This is a genomic window from Bradyrhizobium sp. AUGA SZCCT0283, assembly GCF_018130385.1.
Lineage (GTDB): Bacteria > Pseudomonadota > Alphaproteobacteria > Rhizobiales > Xanthobacteraceae > Bradyrhizobium.
In genome coordinates this window covers 1-21,013 of record NZ_JAFCLU010000059.1, presented here as the reverse complement: position 1 = coordinate 21,013, position 21,013 = coordinate 1, and the positions used below count along the sequence as shown (strand labels likewise).

Annotated in this window: 15 protein-coding genes; 7 read left to right on the top strand and 8 right to left on the bottom strand. The window is 60.6% G+C overall.

From position 1 onward, the window contains the following. Window positions 1–163: 163 nt before the first annotated feature. Entirely contained in the window at window positions 164–2,068 is a 1,905-nt protein-coding gene (locus JQ624_RS36865) for an adenylate/guanylate cyclase domain-containing protein (RefSeq protein WP_212423783.1), read from the bottom strand. Between the two features lie 556 nt (window positions 2,069–2,624). On the opposite strand from JQ624_RS36865, the gene JQ624_RS36860 reads away from it, so the two are divergent. Beyond that, complete coding sequence (locus tag JQ624_RS36860; protein WP_212423782.1) at window positions 2,625–3,134, top strand: lipocalin-like domain-containing protein; 510 nt, start codon at window positions 2,625–2,627, stop codon at window positions 3,132–3,134. 258 nt (window positions 3,135–3,392) lie between these two features. On the opposite strand, the gene JQ624_RS36855 is transcribed toward JQ624_RS36860, so the two are convergent. Further along, a complete protein-coding gene (locus tag JQ624_RS36855) occupies window positions 3,393–5,168 on the bottom strand; it encodes an adenylate/guanylate cyclase domain-containing protein (protein ID WP_212423781.1) in 1,776 nt (591 codons plus the stop codon). Between the two features lie 161 nt (window positions 5,169–5,329). Here JQ624_RS36855 and JQ624_RS36850 point away from each other — a divergent pair, with 161 nt between their 5' ends. Continuing rightward, complete coding sequence (locus JQ624_RS36850) at window positions 5,330–7,120, top strand: adenylate/guanylate cyclase domain-containing protein (RefSeq protein ID WP_212423784.1); 1,791 nt, start codon at window positions 5,330–5,332, stop codon at window positions 7,118–7,120. Window positions 7,121–7,351: 231 nt separating this feature from the next. Here the strand turns inward: JQ624_RS36850 and JQ624_RS36845 are convergent, their stop codons facing one another. Genes JQ624_RS36845 through JQ624_RS36830 form a run of 4 tightly spaced genes read right to left on the bottom strand, consistent with a single transcriptional unit; the run spans window position 7,352 to window position 12,413 of the window. Continuing rightward, window positions 7,352–8,539, bottom strand: coding sequence for a Xaa-Pro peptidase family protein (locus tag JQ624_RS36845; protein WP_212423780.1), 1,188 nt, complete (start codon window positions 8,537–8,539; stop codon window positions 7,352–7,354). Between the two features lie 22 nt (window positions 8,540–8,561). After that, a complete protein-coding gene (locus tag JQ624_RS36840; protein WP_212423779.1) occupies window positions 8,562–9,974 on the bottom strand; it encodes an MFS transporter in 1,413 nt (470 codons plus the stop codon). Window positions 9,975–10,005: 31 nt separating this feature from the next. Then, window positions 10,006–10,782, bottom strand: coding sequence for an alpha/beta fold hydrolase (locus JQ624_RS36835; RefSeq protein WP_212423778.1), 777 nt, complete (start codon window positions 10,780–10,782; stop codon window positions 10,006–10,008). An 11-nt stretch (window positions 10,783–10,793) separates the two neighbouring features. Beyond that, window positions 10,794–12,413, bottom strand: a complete 1,620-nt coding sequence (locus JQ624_RS36830; protein WP_212423777.1) for an FAD-dependent monooxygenase — start codon at window positions 12,411–12,413, stop codon at window positions 10,794–10,796. A gap of 99 nt (window positions 12,414–12,512) precedes the next feature. On the opposite strand from JQ624_RS36830, the gene JQ624_RS36825 reads away from it, so the two are divergent. Then, a complete protein-coding gene (locus JQ624_RS36825) occupies window positions 12,513–13,424 on the top strand; it encodes a LysR family transcriptional regulator (RefSeq protein WP_212423776.1) in 912 nt (303 codons plus the stop codon). Window positions 13,425–13,729: 305 nt separating this feature from the next. On the opposite strand, the gene pdxA is transcribed toward JQ624_RS36825, so the two are convergent. Both pdxA and JQ624_RS36815 read right to left on the bottom strand, forming a co-directional pair. Further along, entirely contained in the window at window positions 13,730–14,734 is a 1,005-nt protein-coding gene (gene pdxA / locus JQ624_RS36820) for a 4-hydroxythreonine-4-phosphate dehydrogenase PdxA (protein ID WP_212423775.1), read from the bottom strand. Continuing rightward, window positions 14,731–15,981: a four-carbon acid sugar kinase family protein gene (locus tag JQ624_RS36815; protein WP_212423774.1), complete on the bottom strand. Its 1,251-nt coding sequence runs from the start codon at window positions 15,979–15,981 to the stop codon at window positions 14,731–14,733. Before JQ624_RS36815 ends, pdxA begins: the two co-directional genes overlap by 4 nt. Window positions 15,982–16,173: 192 nt before the next feature. Between JQ624_RS36815 and JQ624_RS36810 the strand changes: the two genes are divergently transcribed. The 4 genes from JQ624_RS36810 to arsA all read left to right on the top strand — a co-directional run bounded on the left by JQ624_RS36810 (window position 16,174) and on the right by arsA (window position 20,866). Next, window positions 16,174–16,977, top strand: coding sequence for a serine hydrolase (locus tag JQ624_RS36810; protein ID WP_212423773.1), 804 nt, complete (start codon window positions 16,174–16,176; stop codon window positions 16,975–16,977). A gap of 505 nt (window positions 16,978–17,482) precedes the next feature. Then, complete coding sequence (locus tag JQ624_RS36805) at window positions 17,483–18,670, top strand: acetyl-CoA C-acyltransferase (RefSeq protein ID WP_212423772.1); 1,188 nt, start codon at window positions 17,483–17,485, stop codon at window positions 18,668–18,670. A gap of 28 nt (window positions 18,671–18,698) precedes the next feature. Continuing rightward, window positions 18,699–19,049 (top strand): carboxymuconolactone decarboxylase family protein, encoded by a 351-nt coding sequence (locus JQ624_RS36800; protein WP_212423771.1) that lies wholly within the window; start codon window positions 18,699–18,701, stop codon window positions 19,047–19,049. Window positions 19,050–19,111: 62 nt separating this feature from the next. Beyond that, the gene (arsA, locus tag JQ624_RS36795; RefSeq protein WP_212423770.1) at window positions 19,112–20,866 is read left to right on the top strand and encodes an arsenical pump-driving ATPase; all 1,755 of its coding nucleotides are present in this window, start codon (window positions 19,112–19,114) and stop codon (window positions 20,864–20,866) included. The last annotated feature ends 147 nt before the right edge of the window (window positions 20,867–21,013 follow it).

The following is a 21,013-nucleotide window of genomic DNA, read 5'->3' as shown; positions in this document are numbered from 1 at the left end:
AACGAAACCCCGCATCACTTCCCCCGCCGATTCAGCAAGAGAATCATAGCATCGACGGGGTTTTCACACAGCCTGGGGCACAAGCAGAAGTCTCAATGCGGAACGATCAGGTTGAAAGACGCTGCGAGTCACTCTTGAGCGCGGCCAATTTCTAAGCGGTCCTTCATTCTGGAAATCCCGCCTTCCGGAGCCCCTCCACAAACCGTTCATTGTAGGTCACCCAACCCGCATTGTTTGCCAACGCCAGTTGCTGGGTCTGGAACTGGGCGATGGTTTTGCTCCTGGCCCGTCCGTCGGCGAGGTAGGCCTTGAGCGCATCGCCTGCCTGGGCTTGTTGTCCGCTCAGCGCGGATGCCGCGATCAATATCAATGTTGTATAGGGGTCGGGGTATGGGGCCAGCACCAGCGACCGGCGGGCCGCTTCGATCGCGTTGTTGTCCTGGCGCTGGATGAAGAAGGCCTCGCTTCTTATCGCAGAGAACCCCGACAGGAACGGGTCGCGCGGGCTCAGTCGGGTTGCCTTCTCCGCCATTTCGAGAGCTCGATCCGGTCGGGCCAGAAAGTTGTTGGCAATACCAAGAGCCATATAGCCCTCGATCGCACTGGGATTGAGGGCGAGGGATTTTTCCGCTTCGACGATCGCCTCCTCATGGCGGACTTGCGCCAACAGGACCCAGGCCTTCGCCACGTGAGCGCCTGAGACGTTGGGATCGGCAGCGAGCGCACGCGAGGCGAGTTCGTCCGCAAGCCTGATGGCCTCTTTCGGATTGTCGCTCTGCGCCGTGATGACCGGGTAAATCGTGGCAATTGCCGTTAGACTGAGGGCAAGCGCATTTCCCCCGTCGAGCTGTAATGCGCGCCGACATGGACCCATAGCCTCGATATCCTGCGATCTGTTCAGGTTCGAAAGACATTGCATGGCGAGATCCTGCGCTTCCAGGTTTCCAGGGCGCGTCCGCATCGCGCGTGCAAGGTCAAAATCGATGAGCTGAATGGATAGCGCGCGCGAGAGGCGGATGACGATGTCATCCTGCATCTCCAACAGATCAGGACGATCCGCATCGAACTGGTCGGCCCAGATGTGAGCACCGGTATCGGTGTCGATGAGCTGGGCATTCACCCGCACCTTGCCAGCGCTGTACTGCGCGCTTCCTTCCAGTGCATAGCGCACGCCAAGCTCACGGCCGACCTGCTTTATATCAATCGCCTTGCCCTTGTAGGTAAACGCCGTGCTGCGCGCGATCACGAAGGCACCCTTGGCGCGTGACAAGACGGTTGTCAGTCCTTCCGTAATGGCGTCGGCAAGATAGTCCTGCGCGGAATTGCCGCTCAGGTTCGCAAACGGCAGAACGACGATCGAGAATCGCGACGTATCGGCAGCGGAATGCGGCGCTCTTGCCGACTTGATGCCAAACCAGAGCCCGCCTGCGACCAGCACGATCCCCGCGACACATGCCGCGAGCAAGGCACGGCTTATTCGATACCGGGACGATCGGCTTGCTTCCGCCGTCGAACCGAGCGACGGCAAGGAGGCCACGACGCCGGCGCTCAGGGCGTAGACGCGGACTGGTCGGGAGATATTTTTGACCGCGTGCTCGCCCCTGTCGACAAACGGATAAGGAACCTTATCGCGAACCTGATCATAGGTAGTGTGGGAGATGCATAATCCGCCCGGATCGGCCAGCCCTTCCAACCGTGCAGCGACGTTGACCCCGTCGCCGTAGATGTCGTTCGGCTCCACGATCACATCGCCCAGGTTGATGCCGATACGGAATTCGATGCGTCGATCGTCCGACACGTTCGCGTTACGCTCGCTCATCCGACGCTGGATTTCCACCGCGCAGTGAACGGCATCAACGACGCTCGCGAACTCGACGAGTGCGCCGTCACCGGTGTTCTTGATGATTTTGCCGTGGTGTTGGCCGATGTGCGCGCGAATGACCTCGCGCTGCAACAAGCTCAACCGCCGGTGGGTCTCTTCCTCATCCAACTCCATCAGGCGTGAATAGCCCGCTACGTCTGCGACCAAAATCGCAGCTAGCTTGCGCTCAACACGCTGCCGGACCATGAAGCCGCCCTCTACGCCGTCATAGCTTGAAGTGTATCAGGCCGAAGCCCATTGGCCAGAGACTCGCGACTTCCGAAATGGGTCAATCGCGTCGGTTTGACGGTCGGGCAACCACTTCCGGCCTAGCCCCGTCAACGGCCATCGCCAGATTGGCCCGGCGCTTCCGCGTCGTGCCAGAACCGGACCTTCGTGCCGGCTTTCTCACAAGCAACGCTAGGCACGCCGAACGCTCCAACGACCGCTGTCCTATCTTGCCCCACAGGCCCCATGGCTTCTCGCTCGATGGCTTCCGCAGGATCGCCGACGATGATCTTGTGGGCCCACCTGGCACAACCATCCGGAATGGCTCGTAGCGTTTTGGCCAATTGCCTTTTCGAACGCATGCCCACGTCTTGGTGTGGTCAATCCAGTACTGGCCGTCGGTGCGGTATTGTGGGATGAATTGCCCCATTGACCGCCGAGTGCCCAGTGAAATGTTTTCGAGGCTCTGACTTGGCTGGGCGGCCAATCCAGAACTCGTCATAGATGCACGTGCCTGAAAACCGGAGAGAGCACCATGAAAGCACTACGGTCAATTCCGATAGCCGCAGCTCTTACATGTGCCGCGTTATCCACGGGGGCCGCAGAGCCGCTCAAACAGCAGCTTGTAGGCACTTGGCGGGTCACTTCATTTGTAAACGTGAATGAAAGGACCGGGAAAACAACCCAAGTATTTGGTTCCGATCCGAAGGGATATTTCATGTTCGATGCGGCAGATCACTTCTCAATCAATCTCATGCGTCCGGGACGACCAAAATATGCCCGCCGCGACTTTCCGCTGCCGCCGGAAACCAGAGCCGCTCTGGAGGGAATAATCGTGATGTTTGGCGACTACAAAGTCAATGAATCTGAACAATCAATATCCTTACATATTATCGGCGGCAGCTTTCCCGCGTGGGATAATACGGATCAGAAGCGTTTCATCGCGATCAACGGCGATGTGCTCACGTATAAGAATCCTACACCGGCAACCGGTGGGGGTACTGCTGTGGTGACTCTGAAACGCGCGACAAGCGCAACCGAGTGATCTTTTGATCAATCCGTCGCCACGGGCATTGGTTTCAGAACTCGGCCGCCCGGCCGGCAAGCCAAGCCTCGGTACCGCGAAGTGATAGAGTGAGTGGGTCCGCACACGATGTCCGAATCGGGTCAAAAGGTGACCTTCGGGCGCGGCTGATTTAGGTCTGTTCACCCCCGAACAGCGGACATCGGAAGACTGCCGCAGCACGTCCGAAAAGTGCCATCACCGGAAGTCGACCGCTCATCTATCGTGCCCGCGGGTAGATCATTCCGGAATGCCGGCTTTGCGGATGCCCTCGATCACCAGTTTGTTGCGCGTATGCCACTGGCTGGCGCCGCGTTTCACCCATTTAGAAAGGCGAAAGTCAGGTTCGAGTTCGAGCAGGCGGGACACCGCTTTTTGTGCTTCCGCCTCGGGTCCGGCATGCCCCAGGGCTGATGCGAGGCAGTAAAAACTCGTCACGTAGTTTGGGTTCTGGCGGATCGCTTTTTTGGCCGCGGCGACCGCCTCGTCGAACCGGCGAAGCTCGATGAGCGCAAACCCCATGCCCGAAAGCGTCATATACAGCAGCGGATCGAGCGGGTTCAGACGAATGCTGCGTTCAAAGCTTCGAACCGCCTCGGGACACTGCCCTCCAAGCAGATATGCCAGTCCTCTCTGGCTCCACGCAACCGCCGAGTTTGGATTGAGCGCAACCGCGCGATCGACCATTTCGGTTGCAGCGTTGGTATCCTCTGCCAGGTAAGACATCCCAAGGCCGACAGTGGCCAGTACGTCCGGGTCGTTCTCGTCGATGGCAAGCGCCAGCGAAAGCAGCCGTCTCGCCTCCTCGGTCGCGCGCGTCGGGTCAGGAGCCCACCCTTGGGTGATGCTTACGAAATGGCAACTGCCCGCTATAAATGCGGCAAAGCCATATCGAGGATCAAGCGCCAGAGCGCGATGACATAGTTCGATCGCCTCGGCATTTCCTTCGCGTGTCATCGAGCTGAAAAGTTGCGACGCTCGCAGGCCGAGGTCGTACGCGCTGAGGTTAACGGGGCGGCGCCGCGCCGCCAGATCAATTTCGGCTTGATACACAGTCGGCGCAATTGCAGAGACCACGGCCTCGGTTATCTTGTCCTGCAATGCGAAGACATCGTCCAGATTGCCATCAAACCGGTCTGCCCAAAGATGCGTGCCGGTCGCGGCATTGATCAATTGACCCGAGATGCGAATGATGCCCGCTGCCTTGCGCACGCTACCTTCGAGCACGTAACGAACGCCAAGCTCGCGCCCGACCCGCTTGATGTCGATAGCTCGGCCCTTATAGGTAAAGCTCGAATTGCGCGCGATCACGAACAGCGATTTGAACCGCGAGAGCGCCGTGATGATGTCCTCGACCATACCATCGGCGAAGTAATCCTGTTCCGGATCACCACTCAGATTCTGGAATGGCAGCACCGCGATCGACGGTTTGTCGGGGAGAGCGAGCGCCGGAGCCTGACCCGGTGGCCCCTTCGCAGCGCTTGGGTCACCAGGCTGAACCCGCCAGGCCCGCATCGGCTCGACGATGTTCTTCAGCTTCTGCGGACCCATGTCTTCGAAGGCGATATCAACCTTGCCCCGAATTTGCCGTTGCGCGTCGTCGGAAATGCAGATCCCGCCGGGAACTGCAATCCCTTCGAGGCGCGCGGCAATATTGACCCCGTCGCCAAAGATATCGTTGTCGTCGATGATGATGTCACCGACATGGATGCCGATGCGGAATTCGATCTTTTGGTCCTGCGGCACGGTGGCATTTTGCCCGTCCACGCTGCGCTGGACTTCAACCGCGCAACGTGCGGCGTCGACGGCACTGGCAAACTCGACCAGCATGCCGTCACCCGTCGTCTTGACGATGCGACCTCGATGGGCGGCTATGACGGGATCAACAAGCGTCTTTCTGACCGACTTTAGCTGGGCCAGCGTGCCTTCTTCGTCCGCTCCCATCAGGCGACTGTACTCGGCGACGTCAGCCGCCAGCACCGCAGCCAGGCGCCGCTCCACGCGTTCTCCCGCCAAAACAGGCTCCTAAAGTCGGATTTTGGCCCGGCCGCATTAAAGCATGCCGGGTAGTAATTGGGCTAGGCCGATGTCAGGGGTGGATCACTCATAAACGGATCCGAGCGTTGGCCAACAGCCGCATTTGTCGTAAAATGCATTCTGGTCGAGATTTGCTTGCAATGGTTCAGAAGCCGTCACTTCGGGTCGGACGCAGGTTGTCGGCGATATTGGCCGCCGACGTGGCGGGCTATTCACGCCTGATGCACGCCGACGAAGAGGCCACACATGCGCGTCTGACCGCGCTTCTGGCTGACGGAATCGAGCCGGCAATCGCAGAGCACGGCGGCCGCATTGTCAAAACCACCGGCGACGGATTCCTGGCGGAGTTTCCGAGCGCCGTCGAGGCGGTTCGATCCGCCATCCATTTCCAAAACAATGTTCGCGAACTTACCATCGATGAGGCCGACGACAAACGGCTCGTTTTTCGTGTGGGCATCAACATCGGCGACATTATCGTCGAAGCGAACGATATTTTCGGCGACGGCGTCAATATTGCCGCACGGCTCGAGGGCATCTGCGAACCCGGCGGCATTTGCCTGTCGTTCTCCGCTTACGATCAGGTTCGCGGCAAAGTCGAGGTCGAGTTTACCGATCTGGGCGAACAGAACCTCAAGAATATCACTCGTCCTGTACGGGCCTACGCCGTGGTCCGGGATGGACTTGTCTTCGGGACGCGAAAAGGCGGCACGCTGGAGAGTTCACCTTCGGCGCCGCCTCTGTCCATCGTTGTTCTGCCGTTTGCGAATATCGGCGGCGATCCCGAGCAGGACTATTTTGTCGATGGCGTGACGGAAAGCCTGACCACGGACCTGTCTCTGATCGTCGGCGCGTTCGTCATCGCGCGCAACACCGCATTTACCTTCAAGGGCAAAGTGGTCGATGTGAAGCGAATCGGCCGGGAATTGAACGTCCGCTATGCTTTGGAGGGCTCGGTACAGCGCAGCGGCAGCCGGATGCGGGTCAACGTCCAGTTGATCGACACCGAAACCGGCAATCATCTGTGGGCTGAGCGCTTCGACAAGCCCCTCGCCGACCTTTTCGACATGCAAGACGAAATCGTATCGCGGCTTTCTAACGCTCTCGATGTCCGGCTGATGGTAGCCGCGGCCCGGCGAGCGGCAAATGCGCCACATCCCAGTTCGATGGATGCTTATTTTCAGGGCAGGGCATACCTGAACAAGGGCGCGACCCCGGAATATCTGGCAAGAGCGCAGGAGGCTTTCGCCCGTTCCCTGGCGCTCGACCCCCGAAATGCCGCGGCGTTAGCCGGCGCGTCGCTGGTTGACGCAGCTATTGGCACCGTCAATTTTACCGACGACCGGGCTACGCGCCTTGCGGCGGCCGAAGCGGCAGCGATCAAAGCCGTTTCGCTCGCCCCGGACCATGCCCCGGCCCACTTGGCTTTGGGCGTTGCCTACATCATTACCGACCGCGCGGCGCAAGGCATCGCCGAATGCGAGCAAGCTTTGGCACTGGATCGGAATTTGACTGATGCTTATGCCTTTATCGGTTGGGGCAAGCTTTTTCTGGGTCGCGCCACGGAAACCGAAGGCCATATTCTTGAGGCGCTTCGTCTCTCTCCGCGCGATATCTCTGCCTTCCGCTGGATGGCATTTGCCGGCGTTGCAAAGTTGTTGCTTGGTGCCGACGCGGAAGCCGTCGCATGGCTGCGCCGCAGCATCGAGGCCAATCGTAATTTCTCCCTGGCGCATTTCCATCTCGCAGCTGGCCTGGCGCTGCTTGGCTCGCTGGTGGAAGCGCGGGCTGCAGTGCAGGCGGGACTTGAGCTCGATCCAAACTTTAATCTGCACCGGTTCCGCGCCAGCGCTGCCAGCAGCAATCCAACCTACCTCGCTGACCGGGAGCGTATCATTGAAGGTATGGGCCTCGCTGGCGTGCCAGAGGGGTAGGCCGTCAACGAACGCCCGCCGAGCGATGCGATGCTACATGACGCAGGTTTGTCCGAGATGGGTCAATCGCGTCGGTTTGGCCCATTGCCGGCTACTTCCGGTCTTCCCCGAACAACGGACACGGTGAGGCCGGCCCGCCAGGTCCGAAAAGTGCAAGAAGCCGCCATTCCCCGCAAGGGCGAGGCAGGCAGGGCCGACCTACCGCCGCGCCCTCTGGGCATTGTCTATCTTTCAATTCTGGCCGGCAACGTTCCAGCCGCGTGCGCCGTCGCCTGCCGCTTCCCAGCCGGTGTCAGTCACGATCAGCGTATCCTCGAGCTTGATGTAGCCGCGGGTCGGATGCGGCAGCGCCGTCTCGATCGAGATGACCATTCCAGGCTGCAATGGACGATCGGCATCATAAGCCGCGTACGGCACCGGGCCGTGATCGGACAGACGAGGCGCTTCGTGACTGATCAGGCCGATGCCATGCGCGGTGAAATCCAGGATGTCGCGATGCGGAGAGGATTTCGCCGCCGCTTCGCCGGCGGTGACGATTTCGCCACCCGCTGTACCCGGCCGGACGACCTTGCGCGCTATCTGCTGGATTTCCTCGACCTCCTGCAACAATTCCTTCAGCTCGGCGTCGGGCTGCCCGAGGATGCCCATGCGGCAGAGGTCACCGATGTAGCCGTGAAAATTGCCCCCGGAGTCGAGCGACATCACGTCGCCCCGCTCCAACCGCTGGTTCGACGGCGCGCGGTTGCGGCTGGTCCCCGCTGTTATCAGGCAGTATTCGAACGTCAGATCGCGCGCCTGCTCTTCCTTCCTCAGCCGGTCGACGACATCGTGCTTGCTCATTCCGGGTTCGCAAGCCTTGAACGTGGCCTGCATGGCGCTGACGACGCGCGCGGAAGCCTGACGGACAAGCTCGATCTCCGCTGCCGTCTTGATCGCGCGCAACCGTTCCAGCACGAACTGCCCATCGAGCAACTCTACATTGCCGAGTTGAGCACCGAGAAGTTGCCTGGCGTCAGCGGGCAGAAAACTTGGTTCAATACCCACCCTCCTCACGCCGTCGCCGAGCTGTTTGATATGCTGGACAGCAGTTTCGGTCGCGTCGAGCGTTCTCCAGCACGACGTCTTGACGATCGGCGCCGGAATGGTTCCCAGCTCGCGCTCGAAACCCTCCATGCGATTACCGACATAAAGCGTGTTTTCGGGCCGGCCCCTTTGATAAACGACGACAGGCAAATAGCGGCTGACGCCGATCGCATCCATCGCGTCGAAAAAGAAGAAGCGGTAGCCACCCAACAGGTACTGGACGTTATGCCGCGAGGTGGCGACGAGGACATCGAGGTCCGCCTCCCCCATCAGCCGGTCGAGCTTCGCCGTATCGAACGGCGGCTCCGCTGCGGCTTCGCTGTGCGTATGGTTCATGACGTTCAATTCCTCTCGAGGGTTACGCCGCGGTTTTTGCCGTCACCGGCTTCGACACTGCACTCCCACTCCTTGTGCCGCCGAACAACGAGACCGGGCGCCCATGCGGCTCGACGCCAAGGAAGGTAAAGGCAAGTCCGACCAGAAGGCCTGCACCGGCCAGAAAGATGAACGCTGGCGTCACAGCAGATGCAGTTGCCTGCGGATGCACGAAATTGTCGGCACCCGCGATCACGGCGAGACACAGCGGCCCCACGATCTTGCCGACGCCATTGGCGAATTGTGCCAATCCAACCGCGCGCCCGCTGAGCTGAACCGGGAATATCTCCGCCGGATAGGGGGCGAGATTGGAGAACCCGCCGTCGAAGAATAACGCACCGACGATCAGGAAAACCAGGAACAGTGGCACCGAGCCGACGAAATCATTATGGAAGAGTGCGGCCAATCCCAGTGAAATGGCGATGCCATATCCCATCAGCTGACCGCACGGCTTGCGGCCGACCCGATGGGCCAGAAACGCAAACCCGGTCCGGCCGAGCACGCCGGCAAGACTGACATAGATGAACATCTTCGCTGCATCCTGGGGCGCGACCCCGAGCAACAGGGCGACGATCGTAGGTCCCCACAGGAAGACGCCATAATTGGCGGTGCTGGCGCCGAACCAGATCAGCACCGTCAGCCAGAAACGCCGTTGTTCGGCAAACAAATCGGCAAACCGAGCGCGGCTTGCGGCTGGTAGCGTCGGCAGCGCAAACGGTTGATGGCCGACCTGGTAGAGCTTGCGGATGCTGGTCTGCGCTTCCCGTACCCGGCCCTTGCTGATCAGCCAGCGCGGCGACTCCGGCATGACAAAAGCGGTCAGGATCGCGAGGATGATCGGCAGGAAGCCGACCGCGGCAAGTCCGCGCCAACCAACCAGCGGCAGCAGATAGCTCGCCGTGATCGATGCCGACAACACGCCAAAGGCGACAGGAACGACCACGAGGCTGGTAACCAGCGTCCTGTGGCGGGTCGGCGCGAATTCGACGATCGCCGGCACGGCTGCCGCCGCGCCCGCCGCAAGGCCAAAGCCGACGAAGAAGCGCAGTATCGCAAAGAAGATCCAGCCGTCCTCCGGTATCAGCGCAATCGCGCCGGAACTGAGGCCGCAGATCAGGACACCGGCGACAGCGAGCGGCTTGCGGCCAAACCGATCGGCGAGGAAGCCCGACGCCAGCGCGCCAAGCATGGCGCCGATGCCGGCGCTCATCAGCATGATCGAGGTCTGCCCGAAGGTCAGGTGCCATTTCGGCGCCAGCACCGACACCAGAAACCCGACCACGAAGAAATCGAAGAAGTCGACCACGCCGGTCACGGCGAAAAGGATGATCGATAGCCAATAGCGCGCCGTTACCGGCGCTTCGTCGAATGGCACTACGTTCGTCTGGTCGGCCATTGGTCTTCTCCCCGTGTTGTCGACCCGCCTCTTACGAATTCAGAAATGCAATCACCGCCTCCGCCACGCGTTCAGGCGCCTGGATCGACGACACATGTCCGACCTGCTCGATCACGCGCGTCTTGGCGCGCTTGAGATCGCACGCAATGGCAAATGTTTCCGCGTTCGGAATCAGGCGATCCTCGCTGCCGGCGAGCAGAAGCGTCGGGCGATCGAAGTTCGAAAGGTCGGCCGCGACCGGCTGCGCCAGGATGCCGCCACGCCGCGCCTTCTGGCCGTCATCACGGCTGTTGCCGCGAAATATCTCGATCAGTTCGGGACGGTCGCGCAGGCAATCCGGCGGAAAGAAGAACTCCGCGATTTTCGGCGCGTTGGTTGCGGTATCGGCGCGGTGGGATGCTAGCGTGCGAAAAGCATCCGCATTCACCTCCAGCGGACTCTTGTTCACTTTCCACGTGCTGCTGAGGATCAACCGGTCGATGCGATCCGGATGCCGTGCCGCCAGCACTTGCGCGATCAGGCCACCCAGCGAGGTCCCCATCACATGGGCGCGGTCATGGCCGAGGCCGCCGATCAGGGCGTCCGCATCGTCGGCGAGGTCAGCCAGCGAATAAGTCGCGGTGGTATTGCGCGTGGCGCCCGAATCGCGCTGGTCATAAGCGATGACGGTAAAATGGTCGTTCAGCGCGCGTACCAGGCCGTCGAACATCGCATGATCGGCTTCGCCGCCGTGCAACAACACGAGCGGGGCTCCGCGGCCGGTTTTTTGATAGGCCGTAGTGACGCCATTGGCTTCGAACGTGTGCATCGAAGCTTCCCCTAATGCAGCAGCGTCGAGAGCGCGCCGGCGAGTTCCTTTGCCGGATCCGATGGTATCCACGGCTTTCGCCACGCCACATGCCCATCAGGACGCACCAGCACGGCGCCGCGCATGCCCAACTGATATCCGTCTGCCGGATCAGCCGCGGGCAACTGCCTGAGCTGCAACGCCATGCCGGTCTTTTCGGAAACTTGGCGCCCCGCTTCGAGCCACTCGTTGCCGAGCGGGCCGGTGACGACAGCGAATTCCTTGTCGAACCAGTCCAGCGTCGAACGCTTCCGCGCGGAGTCCAGCCACATATGCGGAAAGCGCGCGCCGGGGCGATCGGAAGGCGTGTAGTAGCGCGAGTTCAGTGCCTTGGCGACGGTGCCGTCCGGGATCACCGCACCTTCCTCGTAATTGTGTCCGAGATTCTGGCCGATGCTGTGAAGATGATTGTCCATATCGTTGATCCAGAACCGGATCCGGTCCGGGTTCCGGGATCTCACAGCATCGTCGGTGAGGCCGAACCGCAGGCGATTGCCGAAGCTGAAATTGGCATTGGACTGGGCGACAGGCCGACGCTCGCTGGAATAGCTGTCGAGCAGGCGGTCGTCCGCCCACCCCTTGAGAACGAACGCCAGCTTCCAGGCGAGGTTATGCGCGTCCTGCACCCCGGAGTTCAGGCCGAAGCCGCCGGTCGGTGGAAAGCGATGGGCGCAGTCGCCGACCAGGAACACCCGGCCCTTCCGGAATGTCTCCGCGACCTGCATGCTGACGCGCCAGATCGAGCGGTTGAGCAGCGTCACGTCAAGGTCGGCAATTCCGACATGGCCACGCGCGATTTCGATGAACTCTTGATCGGTCCAAGGCCGCTCGCGATCGTCCTTGGTGATACCGATCTGCGTCACCGTCAGCCACCGATCACGGCCGTTGGTGTTGAGGATGCCCGCGCGCGGCAGGCCGGGCTTGTCCGGGATGACGATGAAGCCCGCCGCCTCGCGCGCAATCGGCAGGCTCGACAGATCGGCCCGCCAATACTCGTTCGACATCACCGCCAGCGTGGCCGGCCCGACCATCTCGATGCCGGCGTTGCGGCGGGTTCGGCTGCCGGCACCATCTGCGGCAATCAGGTAGGTCGCGCTCCATTCGGTGATTTCGCCGGTCGCTTCGGAGCGCGTCCTGACACGGACGCCGCTGTTGGTTTCCTCGAATGATTCACATTCGGTGCTGAACAGCACGGTGGCATGTTTCGACCGCTCGACGACGCGCAGGATTTCTTCCTCGACGGCATCCTGAGCGACCAGGCTCTTCCACGCCGGCGTATGCCCGACATTCGGTTCGGGCCGTGTGCGGCCGAACTCATGTCCCGCGATGCTGTCGAGGAACACGAACATGTCGGAGTTCTCTTGCAGGCCGCGGTCGCGGATCGCCGTTTCGATCCCCCACTGCCGGAAGATCTCCATGGTTCGGACCCAGCAGCCGCGCGACTTTGGATGATCTGTTGTCGTCGTACTCTTCTCGACCACGACGCAATCGATGCCGAACCTGTCGAGCAGCAGCGACATTGCGAGCCCGACCGGGCCACCGCCGGCGATGAATACGGTCGTCTGGCGTGCTTCGTCCGCGGCGATGCCCATGCCCGTTCTCTCCCTGTATTTATTTTGGGCAGAGACTGCCCTAATTCTGTTATCTCACAAGAATATGTTTGATATGGTTGCTATCTCAATTTGAGAAGGATGCTGAAATTGGACCTGCGGCAGCTTCGTTATTTCGTCGCGGTCGCCGAACGCGGCGGATTCGCGGCTGCAGCCAGCACGCTCAATATCGCGCAGTCGGCACTCAGCCGGCACGTCAAGGAACTCGAGCGCGAGCTTGGCGGTGCGCTGCTCGAACGCGGCGCGCGCGGCGTAACCGTGACCGAGTCCGGCAAGGTGCTGTTGGCACGCGGCCGCTGGCTATTCGGCACCATTGATGACATCAAGGCCGAAGTACGAACCGAAAACCGCGAGCCCAGCGGCACGGTGCGATTGGGCGCGCCCTCCAGTCTCGCCGATATCTTCTATGCGCCACTCGCCCATCTAATCGTGAAGCGTTTCCCACGGGTGCGGCTCGAATTGAGCGAAGGCCTGACGGAGGGAATGTGCGACCGCCTGTTGCGTGGCGAACTCGATCTCGCCGTCGTCACCACGCCGCAGCCCAATGATCACCTCGATTACGAAACGCTGGTGGTCGAGCAGGTATTCCTGATTGGTCCGCCGCGTGATCCCCTGCTCAAACGCGGCAAGCTGACCCGCAAGGAATTCGAAGGCCTGCCGGCCGCCATCGTGCCGCTCAGCCGCAATCCGTTCCCACCAACGGTGCCATTCTCGCTGCGGGTTGACAGCGCCGTGCCGATGAAGCGAATCGTGGCCTCCGGCCTCGGTTATGGCCTGCTGCCCTTCTCCGGCATTCACGAAGAGATCGAGGCAGGCAAGTTGTCGGCCGCACTCTTGCCGTGGATGCGCGCCGATCGCGTATTGGCGCTGCCACGCGGTCGTCCGGTGAGCCGCGCCACGCGTGAAGTTTTCACGGGATTGATGCAGGTTTGCCAAGACCTAGTTGATGAAGGAAAAATTCTGGTTGCCAAGCCGCGCAAAACTTCCCGCTGATGAATTCAAGCCCTACGAATAAATTGGTGGCTTACTGAACATTTCCCATCCCCTCGTTCCAGACGCTGGTAAGGTCTTGATGGAAATTTTAGCCTCGTGCGTCGGCGAAATCCCGGTCAGCAGGTCAACGGCCGCTTTGCGCCAGAAGCGGTCTTTCAAAGGCGGTCGCATTGTGGGAACGACAGGATCCGAGCCTGCGATCCCTGTGAAGAGTCTGATACCTTACGCTGCGCCGTTTCAATGGCTAGGCCGCAGATCCTGGCGGATTCGATACAAGCTCGCACAGGTGAATGCTTCAAACCTTATTAGCCGCCAAGAGCGCGTTTCGGCGCAAGCTCGGCTGCCTGCCGCAACGCCTCAATCAGACTGCGCTCGTCAGCAATGCCCTTGCCCGCGATATCGAAGGCTGTACCATGATCGACCGAAGTACGGATCACCGGCAAGCCGACCGTGATGTTAACGCCGGCCTCCAGCCCCAGTACCTTGATCGGGCCATGGCCCTGATCATGGTACATCGCAACGACCATGTCGTAATCGCCGCGGCCAGCCAGGAAAAAGAGCGTGTCGGCAGGCAAAGGGCCTTGCACATCCCAACCTCGGCGTTGACAGGCCTCGATGGCGGGCGTGATTTTCGTTGCCTCCTCGCCTCGGCCGAATAGCCCGTTTTCACCGGCATGCGGGTTGATGGCGCAAACGCCGATCTTTGGATTGGTGAGGCCGGCGCGAACCAACACCTCATGCCCACGGACGATGACCCTTTCGACGAGGCCGGGCTCGATCTTCTCGATTGCATCTAGCAGACCGATATGGGTGGTGACATGAATGACACGAAGCCTGTTCGACACGAGCATCATTGAGACCTCCGGCGTGCCCGTGAGATGCGCCAGCAGTTCAGTGTGGCCCGGATATTTATGCCCAGCCGCATGCAACGCCTCCTTGGAAAGCGGCGCGGTACAGATGGCCTGTGCGGATCCTGCCTGCACGATCTGAACGGCTTTTTCGATAAAGCGATAAGCTGCCTCTCCCGCAGTTGCAGACATCTTGCCAAACGGCAAGTCGTCCGGCACGAGGTTCAAATCTACGCATTGCACGCTGCCTGAATCAAAATCTGCATCGTCGGCTTCACGCAACGCGGCGATTTCAAGCCGTCCGCCGACAATTTTATCAGCCTTACGCAAGCGGTTGGCGTCACCGATTACCAGCGCATTGCAGATTGCGCGTGTTTCTGGCTTTGCCAACGCCTTCATAATCACTTCGGGCCCGATACCGGCAGGATCTCCCATGCTGATCGCAATCGTCGGACGGGTCATATAAAGCTTCCTCTGGTTCGAACGGCGCGAAGGCGCTCATTAATGCGGATGAGGCTGTATTCGTCTCCGAATGCACCCGCTTTGGTGCAGACCGGGACCGACAATGAGCCAATCGTCAGCCCGAGCGCCACGCCAGGCTCGATCTCTTCAGCGAGACGGATACCGTTGACACCGAACCTCGACAGGAGTGCTGCCGCGGTTTCGCCGCCTGTCGCGGCAAAAGCACCGATGACGGGTACCGCAATTTCAAGAGTCTCGGCCAGGCTCGTAACGAGCTCGGGACCAAGCGACATGTCGGGAAATTCATTCATCACGATCTCGACGAGGACATCGCCGCCTTCGGCGAGACAGTCCTTGACGTTTGTAGTGATTTTGGCGCGGTCGGCATTGTTATTACGCAATGTTTCCGGCTCGATCGGGAAGTGAACCACAGTTCCGGTTGCGTTCAAACGAAGCGCGGCAGACCTCGAAGCGTCGGCGAGCGAGCCGACGACGGTCAATGTACCGAATTTGCTGGTCGGAATGCGTAAATGCTCAACGCTCTCGGCGACGTCGAGGCGAGCGAGCGCATGCGCCAGACCGGCACTGCCGATGAAGACGCTCGCTGGCGACGCATACAGGCCCGCCTCTGCGATCAGGTGCAGGTCGTGCTCGGTTTCCGCGTCGCAGATAGCGACAACATCGCCCACGTTGACTAAGCTGGCCAGAATGGTTTTCAGTTCGCCATTACGGACGGCGGCAAGTGTGACCTTCTCGCTGCGAACGCCCGCGGTCGCGAGAACGTCAACAACATCTGCATTGGGATAAGTATGGTCGCGTCGCCAGAGGTCTGTTTCCTCAAGCGTGCGACCATTCACCAGAATGCGACCGCCCCTCGTCGTGCGACCGGTCGCCGGAAAGGCGGCTGCAAGCACTCCAAATGCCGGACCCGTTCGTGTTCCCAGACATTCAAGTGTCGCCGCAATCTCCGCTGCAGGCTGTCCCCGCAAGGTAGAGTCAATCTTCTTGAAGAGAAGGCGTCCTGACCCTGGCTGGCTCGCCAGCACATCTCTATGACGGGCAGCGGCGGCATCGGCCGAAAGACCCCGACTTGCGGTGTCGTAGGCTAGAATGGGCTCCTGACGACTTCGGGCGCTTCTTATGTCGCCCCAAATCACGACTGCCGCCAGCCCGCGCCGGCCGAGAGCGATGGCGCAGTCGGCAGCCCCAGTGAGATCGTCCGCGAGAACCAACCAACGACGGGTCATTTGAAGAACAATACTCGAATATCTCAATCTTTGTGCAGATCGCAAGGAAAATGGCCGTGGTGAAACAAGTGTCAATGCCCGCTCTGCGCCAGAAGCTGCCCTTGGCGGGCTCGAAATCCAACTTCCGCTTTATCCCCGAAACCGGACTCAACTCGGCAATCGCGGCATGTCCGAAATGTGCCAACATCGGACATGAGCTCTAGCAGTCTGCTGAAAAACCTTGAAATGGAGAGTTTTCGTATTCTCGCCGGTCGGTGTTGGGGCGGCGCGGTGGAGTTGGATGTAGTTTTCCAGCCTGGGCGCGCTCTGCTTCACATGTCCTCAGGCGTCGCTTTTCAAGAACAAACCTATCAGCCAGACGAGGACATTTTCAAGCTGCATGTCGCGCTGCTGGGGAGTAACCCGGTCGGTGCGATTGCCGCGCTTCGCCAGATCAACACACGTGACGCGCCGCCGAATACACGCTTTGCCTATGCCAGTTCGGAGACAGAGCTGCTCGGCCTCGTCGTCAGCCGTGCGGTGCATATGCCGCTTGCCGAATATCTTGCGACGCGGATTTGGCAAAAGCTCGGTGCCGAGTCCGACGCCGCTTGGGCTATCGATCCAACAGGGCAAGAAGTGGCTTACTGCTGCTTCGTCGCCACGCTACGCGACTGGGCACGCCTCGGATTGATGTTGGCGAATGACGGCGCCTGGAACGGCCAGCAGATTGTTCCGCGGCAGTGGCTTCTCGATGCGACGGCGGTGCCACCGGATAGTTACCTACGCAACACGATTGCCCAGTCCTGGGGTTACGGCTATCAGGTCTGGATATTGCCGGGAGAGCGGCGAATGTTCTTTCTCTTGGGTATTCACGGACAGGGTCTCTTCGTCGATCCCGAGTCGAAGCTGATCATGGTGCAGACAGCTGTGCGCAAGTTGCCGGTCGGGAACCCCAAATCGCCGGAAGCTATGGCCTTGTGGTATGCGGTCGTGGCGCAATACGGGCATCGTTAGCCCCGCAGGCAGTAAGGCCGCTTGGGGTCATTCGCATCGGTTTGGCCGGACCACGGCGACTTCCGGTCTACCCCGGATAGTGTTGAAAAAGTCTTTTTGGGGTGACGACGAAAATTTTTCAGGATCGCTGATGCCTTTCGCACGCGGCGATATGAGGGACCGCATCGTTTCACACAAAAGCGACCACGGAGCTTCGCATGGGCGCTACGCAGTATTGCAGTGGTGGAGCCGGCTAAAAATCAGCTTTTGCGAGATTTTCGGCGTCGTTCAATTTTCGACTTTTGCAACACTATCCCCCGGTGAACGGACATTCTCAGGATAGGCGGGCATATGTCTCAAAGGTGCCACGAACAGACCTTTGCCGTCCCATATTTCATTGCATTGGAGGCCGGTCGTTACCCCCGTCTATTGATCCATCGCAACAAAGCACCCCATGCGTTGCTATTAGATTTCAAGAAATACCCCCATCGCAAAGCGCTGCACGCTAGAAATGAGGAGATGACCCATGGCCAATAAGGAAGTCGTAATCTGCTCGCCCGTGCGCACCGCCATCGGCACATACGGCGGCGCGCTGAAAGATATGGCGGCGGTCGATCTCGGTGCCGTGGCGGTCCGCGCGACGCTTGAGCGCGCGAAACTGTCGCCCGGTGATATCGACACGGTCGTCATGGGCAACGTGATCCAGGCTGGCAACAAAATGAACCCGGCCCGGCAGGCGGCCATCAATGGCGGCATTCCGGTCGATGTTCCGGCACTGACGGTCAACCGCGTCTGCGGCTCGGGTGCGCAGGCGATTGCGAGCGCGGCACAGGAGGTGATGCTTGGCTTGATCGATAGCGCAGTCGCCGGCGGCATGGAGAACATGGACCGAGCGCCCTATCTCATGGGCTCCGGGCGTTGGGGATACCGCATGGGCGACGCTCAAATCTTCGATGCGATGCTGATGGATGGTCTCAATGACGCCTTTTCCGGCAAGCATTCCGGATGGCACACTGAAGACCTCGCGGCCTCGCACCAGATCACACGCGAGGAGCAAGACCGTTGGGCCGAACGCTCGCAGAAGCGCTTTTCTGCAGCTCAAGCTGGCGGCAAGTTCGCCTCGGAAATCGCAGCGGTCGAAATTGCCTCGCGCAAAGGTCCGACAAAATTTGACAAAGACGAGCATAATCGGCCGGAGACTACGCTAGAGAGCCTCTCAAAGCTTAAGCCCGCATTCCGTAAGGACGGCACCATTACCGCTGGCAATGCGCCCGGGCTTAATACGGGGGCTGCAGCAATGATCGTGGCTGACCGCGCGTGGGCCGACAAGAAGGGCCTCGCGCCAATGGCGCGCCTCGTCGCCTACGGTATCGGTGCCGTCGAGCCTGGCATGTTCGGATTAGGTCCAGTTCCGGCGGTGAAGCAGGCGCTGGATCGTGCTGGCTGGAAAGCCGCAGATATCCAGCGCATCGAGATCAACGAGGCTTTCGCAGCAATAGCAATTGCAGTCGCGAAGGACCTCGGTCTGGCTGCCGACATCGTCAACGTCGAAGGTGGTGCAATCGCGCACGGCCACCCGATAGGCGCGTCCGGCGCGGTGCTCACGACCCGGTTGTTGCATTCGATGAAACGCGATGGGATCAAACGCGGTATCGTAACACTGTGCATCGGCGGCGGTCAGGGAATTGCGCTGGCTCTGGAAACCGTAACTTGAACTGCATGAACGCGATGAGGAGTGCGACGTGAGCAAGGACTTCGCAGAGATCGCCCATGATGTGACCGCCGGTGTCGGGCTATTGCAACAGGGGGCACCCAACCCGATGCAGGCATTTGGCGCACTGTCGGTGGCGGCGACAGCATCGAAAACCATCGACACAAAAACGAAGGAACTGATGGCGCTCGCGATCGGCATCGCCGTCCACTGCGACGGCTGCGTCGCCTATCACACAAAAATGGCCCACCAGCATGGGGCCAGCCGGGACGAGGTCGCGGAGACTGCGGCTCTTGCCGTTTATATGGGAGGCGGCCCGGCGGCAGTGTATGGTGCAGACGCGCTGCGTGCCTACGATCAGTTTGCAGGCACAAAGTCGTAGCAAGGATCGACGCCCCACCAGATGAGGACCCGGACCTGTAACGGCTCCAGGAAAGATTTTCAGTGTTTCACTTCCACGCTCTGAACGCACCCACGCCGTTTCTTTTTTTTACGGGCAAGGGCGGCGTCGGCAAGACTTCTCTTGCGTGCGCAACCGCCATCGGTCTGGCCGACCGTGGATTGCGTGTCCTTCTCGTCAGCACCGATCCTGCGTCGAACCTCGACGAGATGCTGGAAGTCGCCCTGACCGATAGCCCGACGCCGGTGCCGAATGTGGCCGGGCTTTCGGCATTGAACATCGATCCGGAGGCAGCAGCCGAGAGCTATCGAGCCCGTGTGCTCGAGCAGCTCGGACCTGGGGCTACCCCTGATGAGAGATCGACCGTGCGCGAGCAGCTCTCCGGCGCTTGCACCACCGAGATCGCCGCCTTCGACGAGTTCGTGGGGCTTCTGGACGGCGACATGGCGGGGTTCGACCACATCATTTTCGATACGGCGCCGACCGGCCACACGCTGCGGCTTCTTAGTCTTCCAAAGGCATGGACCGGCTTTCTGAAGGACAACGACCGGGGAGCGTCCTGTCTGGGGCCACATTCAGGCTTGAAGATGCAGGAGGATCGCTTCCGCAAGGCACTGCAGGCCTTGGGCGACCCCAGGCGGACCACCATTATTCTGGTCACCCGCGCCGACCGAGGCGCGATCCGCGAAGCGGCCAGAACTTCTGCCGAACTGGATGCGCTCAGTCTCTCGAACCAGTTCCTCGCTGTGAATGGACGCTTCCACGCCACGGACCCAACCGATGCCGTTGCGGCTGCGCTTGAGCGGGATCAGGACGAGGCTCTGGCCGCGATGCCGGCATCGCTTACGAAATTGCCGCGAGACGAAATCCCTTTGTTTGGTTTCGACATTGTCGGCCTCACGGCTCTCAGGGCGTTCTTGTCGCCCTCCAGTCCGCCTCCAATTGCAGCCGGCGAACAAAACGCCGAGCCGGTTGAACTACCGGGCCTCGACCGGCTGGTCGATGACATCGCGCAGGGCAAACACGGCCTCATCATGGTCATGGGCAAGGGTGGCGTTGGAAAGACGACGATTGCCGCCGCCATCGCCGTGGGACTGTCGAAGCGGGGCCATGCCGTCCACCTCAGCACGACCGATCCGGCGGCTCACGTCGCTTTCGTCGTTGATGGCGCGATGCCCGGTCTGACGGTTGACCGGATCGACCCTCGGGTCGAGACGGAGCGGTATGTCGCGAAAATACTGGCGAGCCGTGGCCGTGATCTGGACGAGCAGGGCAAGGCGTTGCTGCTCGAGGATCTTGCTTCGCCATGCACCGAGGAAGTCGCCGTGTTCCACGCCTTCTCGCGCATCGTCGTTGAGGCCCGAGCCGCCTTCGTGGTGCTCGACACGGCTCCAACAGGCCACACGCTGCTCCTACTGGACGCGACCGGCGCCTATCATCGGCAGATGACACGCCAACTCGATCCGAGCGGACCGGGGCGTATCGTTACCCCGCTGATGAGGCTGCAAGACCCCTCCCACACACGGGTGATCTTGGTGACCCTGCCGGAGACGACGCCGGTTTCCGAGGCTGCTGCCCTCCAGGAGGACTTGCGGCGCGCCAGCATCGAGCCGTTCGGTTGGGTCATCAACAAGTGCCTTGCCGCTTCGGGAACTCGCGATCCCCTGCTGCGATTGCGGCTCGTTACAGAGCAGGCGCAGATCGCTCGCGTTCAGAAGGGGCTAGCAAAGCGAGCATTCATTATCGGCTGGCGAAGCAAGCCTCCGATTGGTGTTGGCGAGCTTCAGACTCTGTCGTGAACGTTGAGAACCATTGACCGCACGACTACCAATCGAAATCCCTGGTGCCCTGATGATGTCTGCTCTGGGTCCAGGCTGTGTGAATACGTTTTTCCACCCCCAAAAACTGCACGCAACCAGGGACGATCCGCGTCGACACGACGGTCT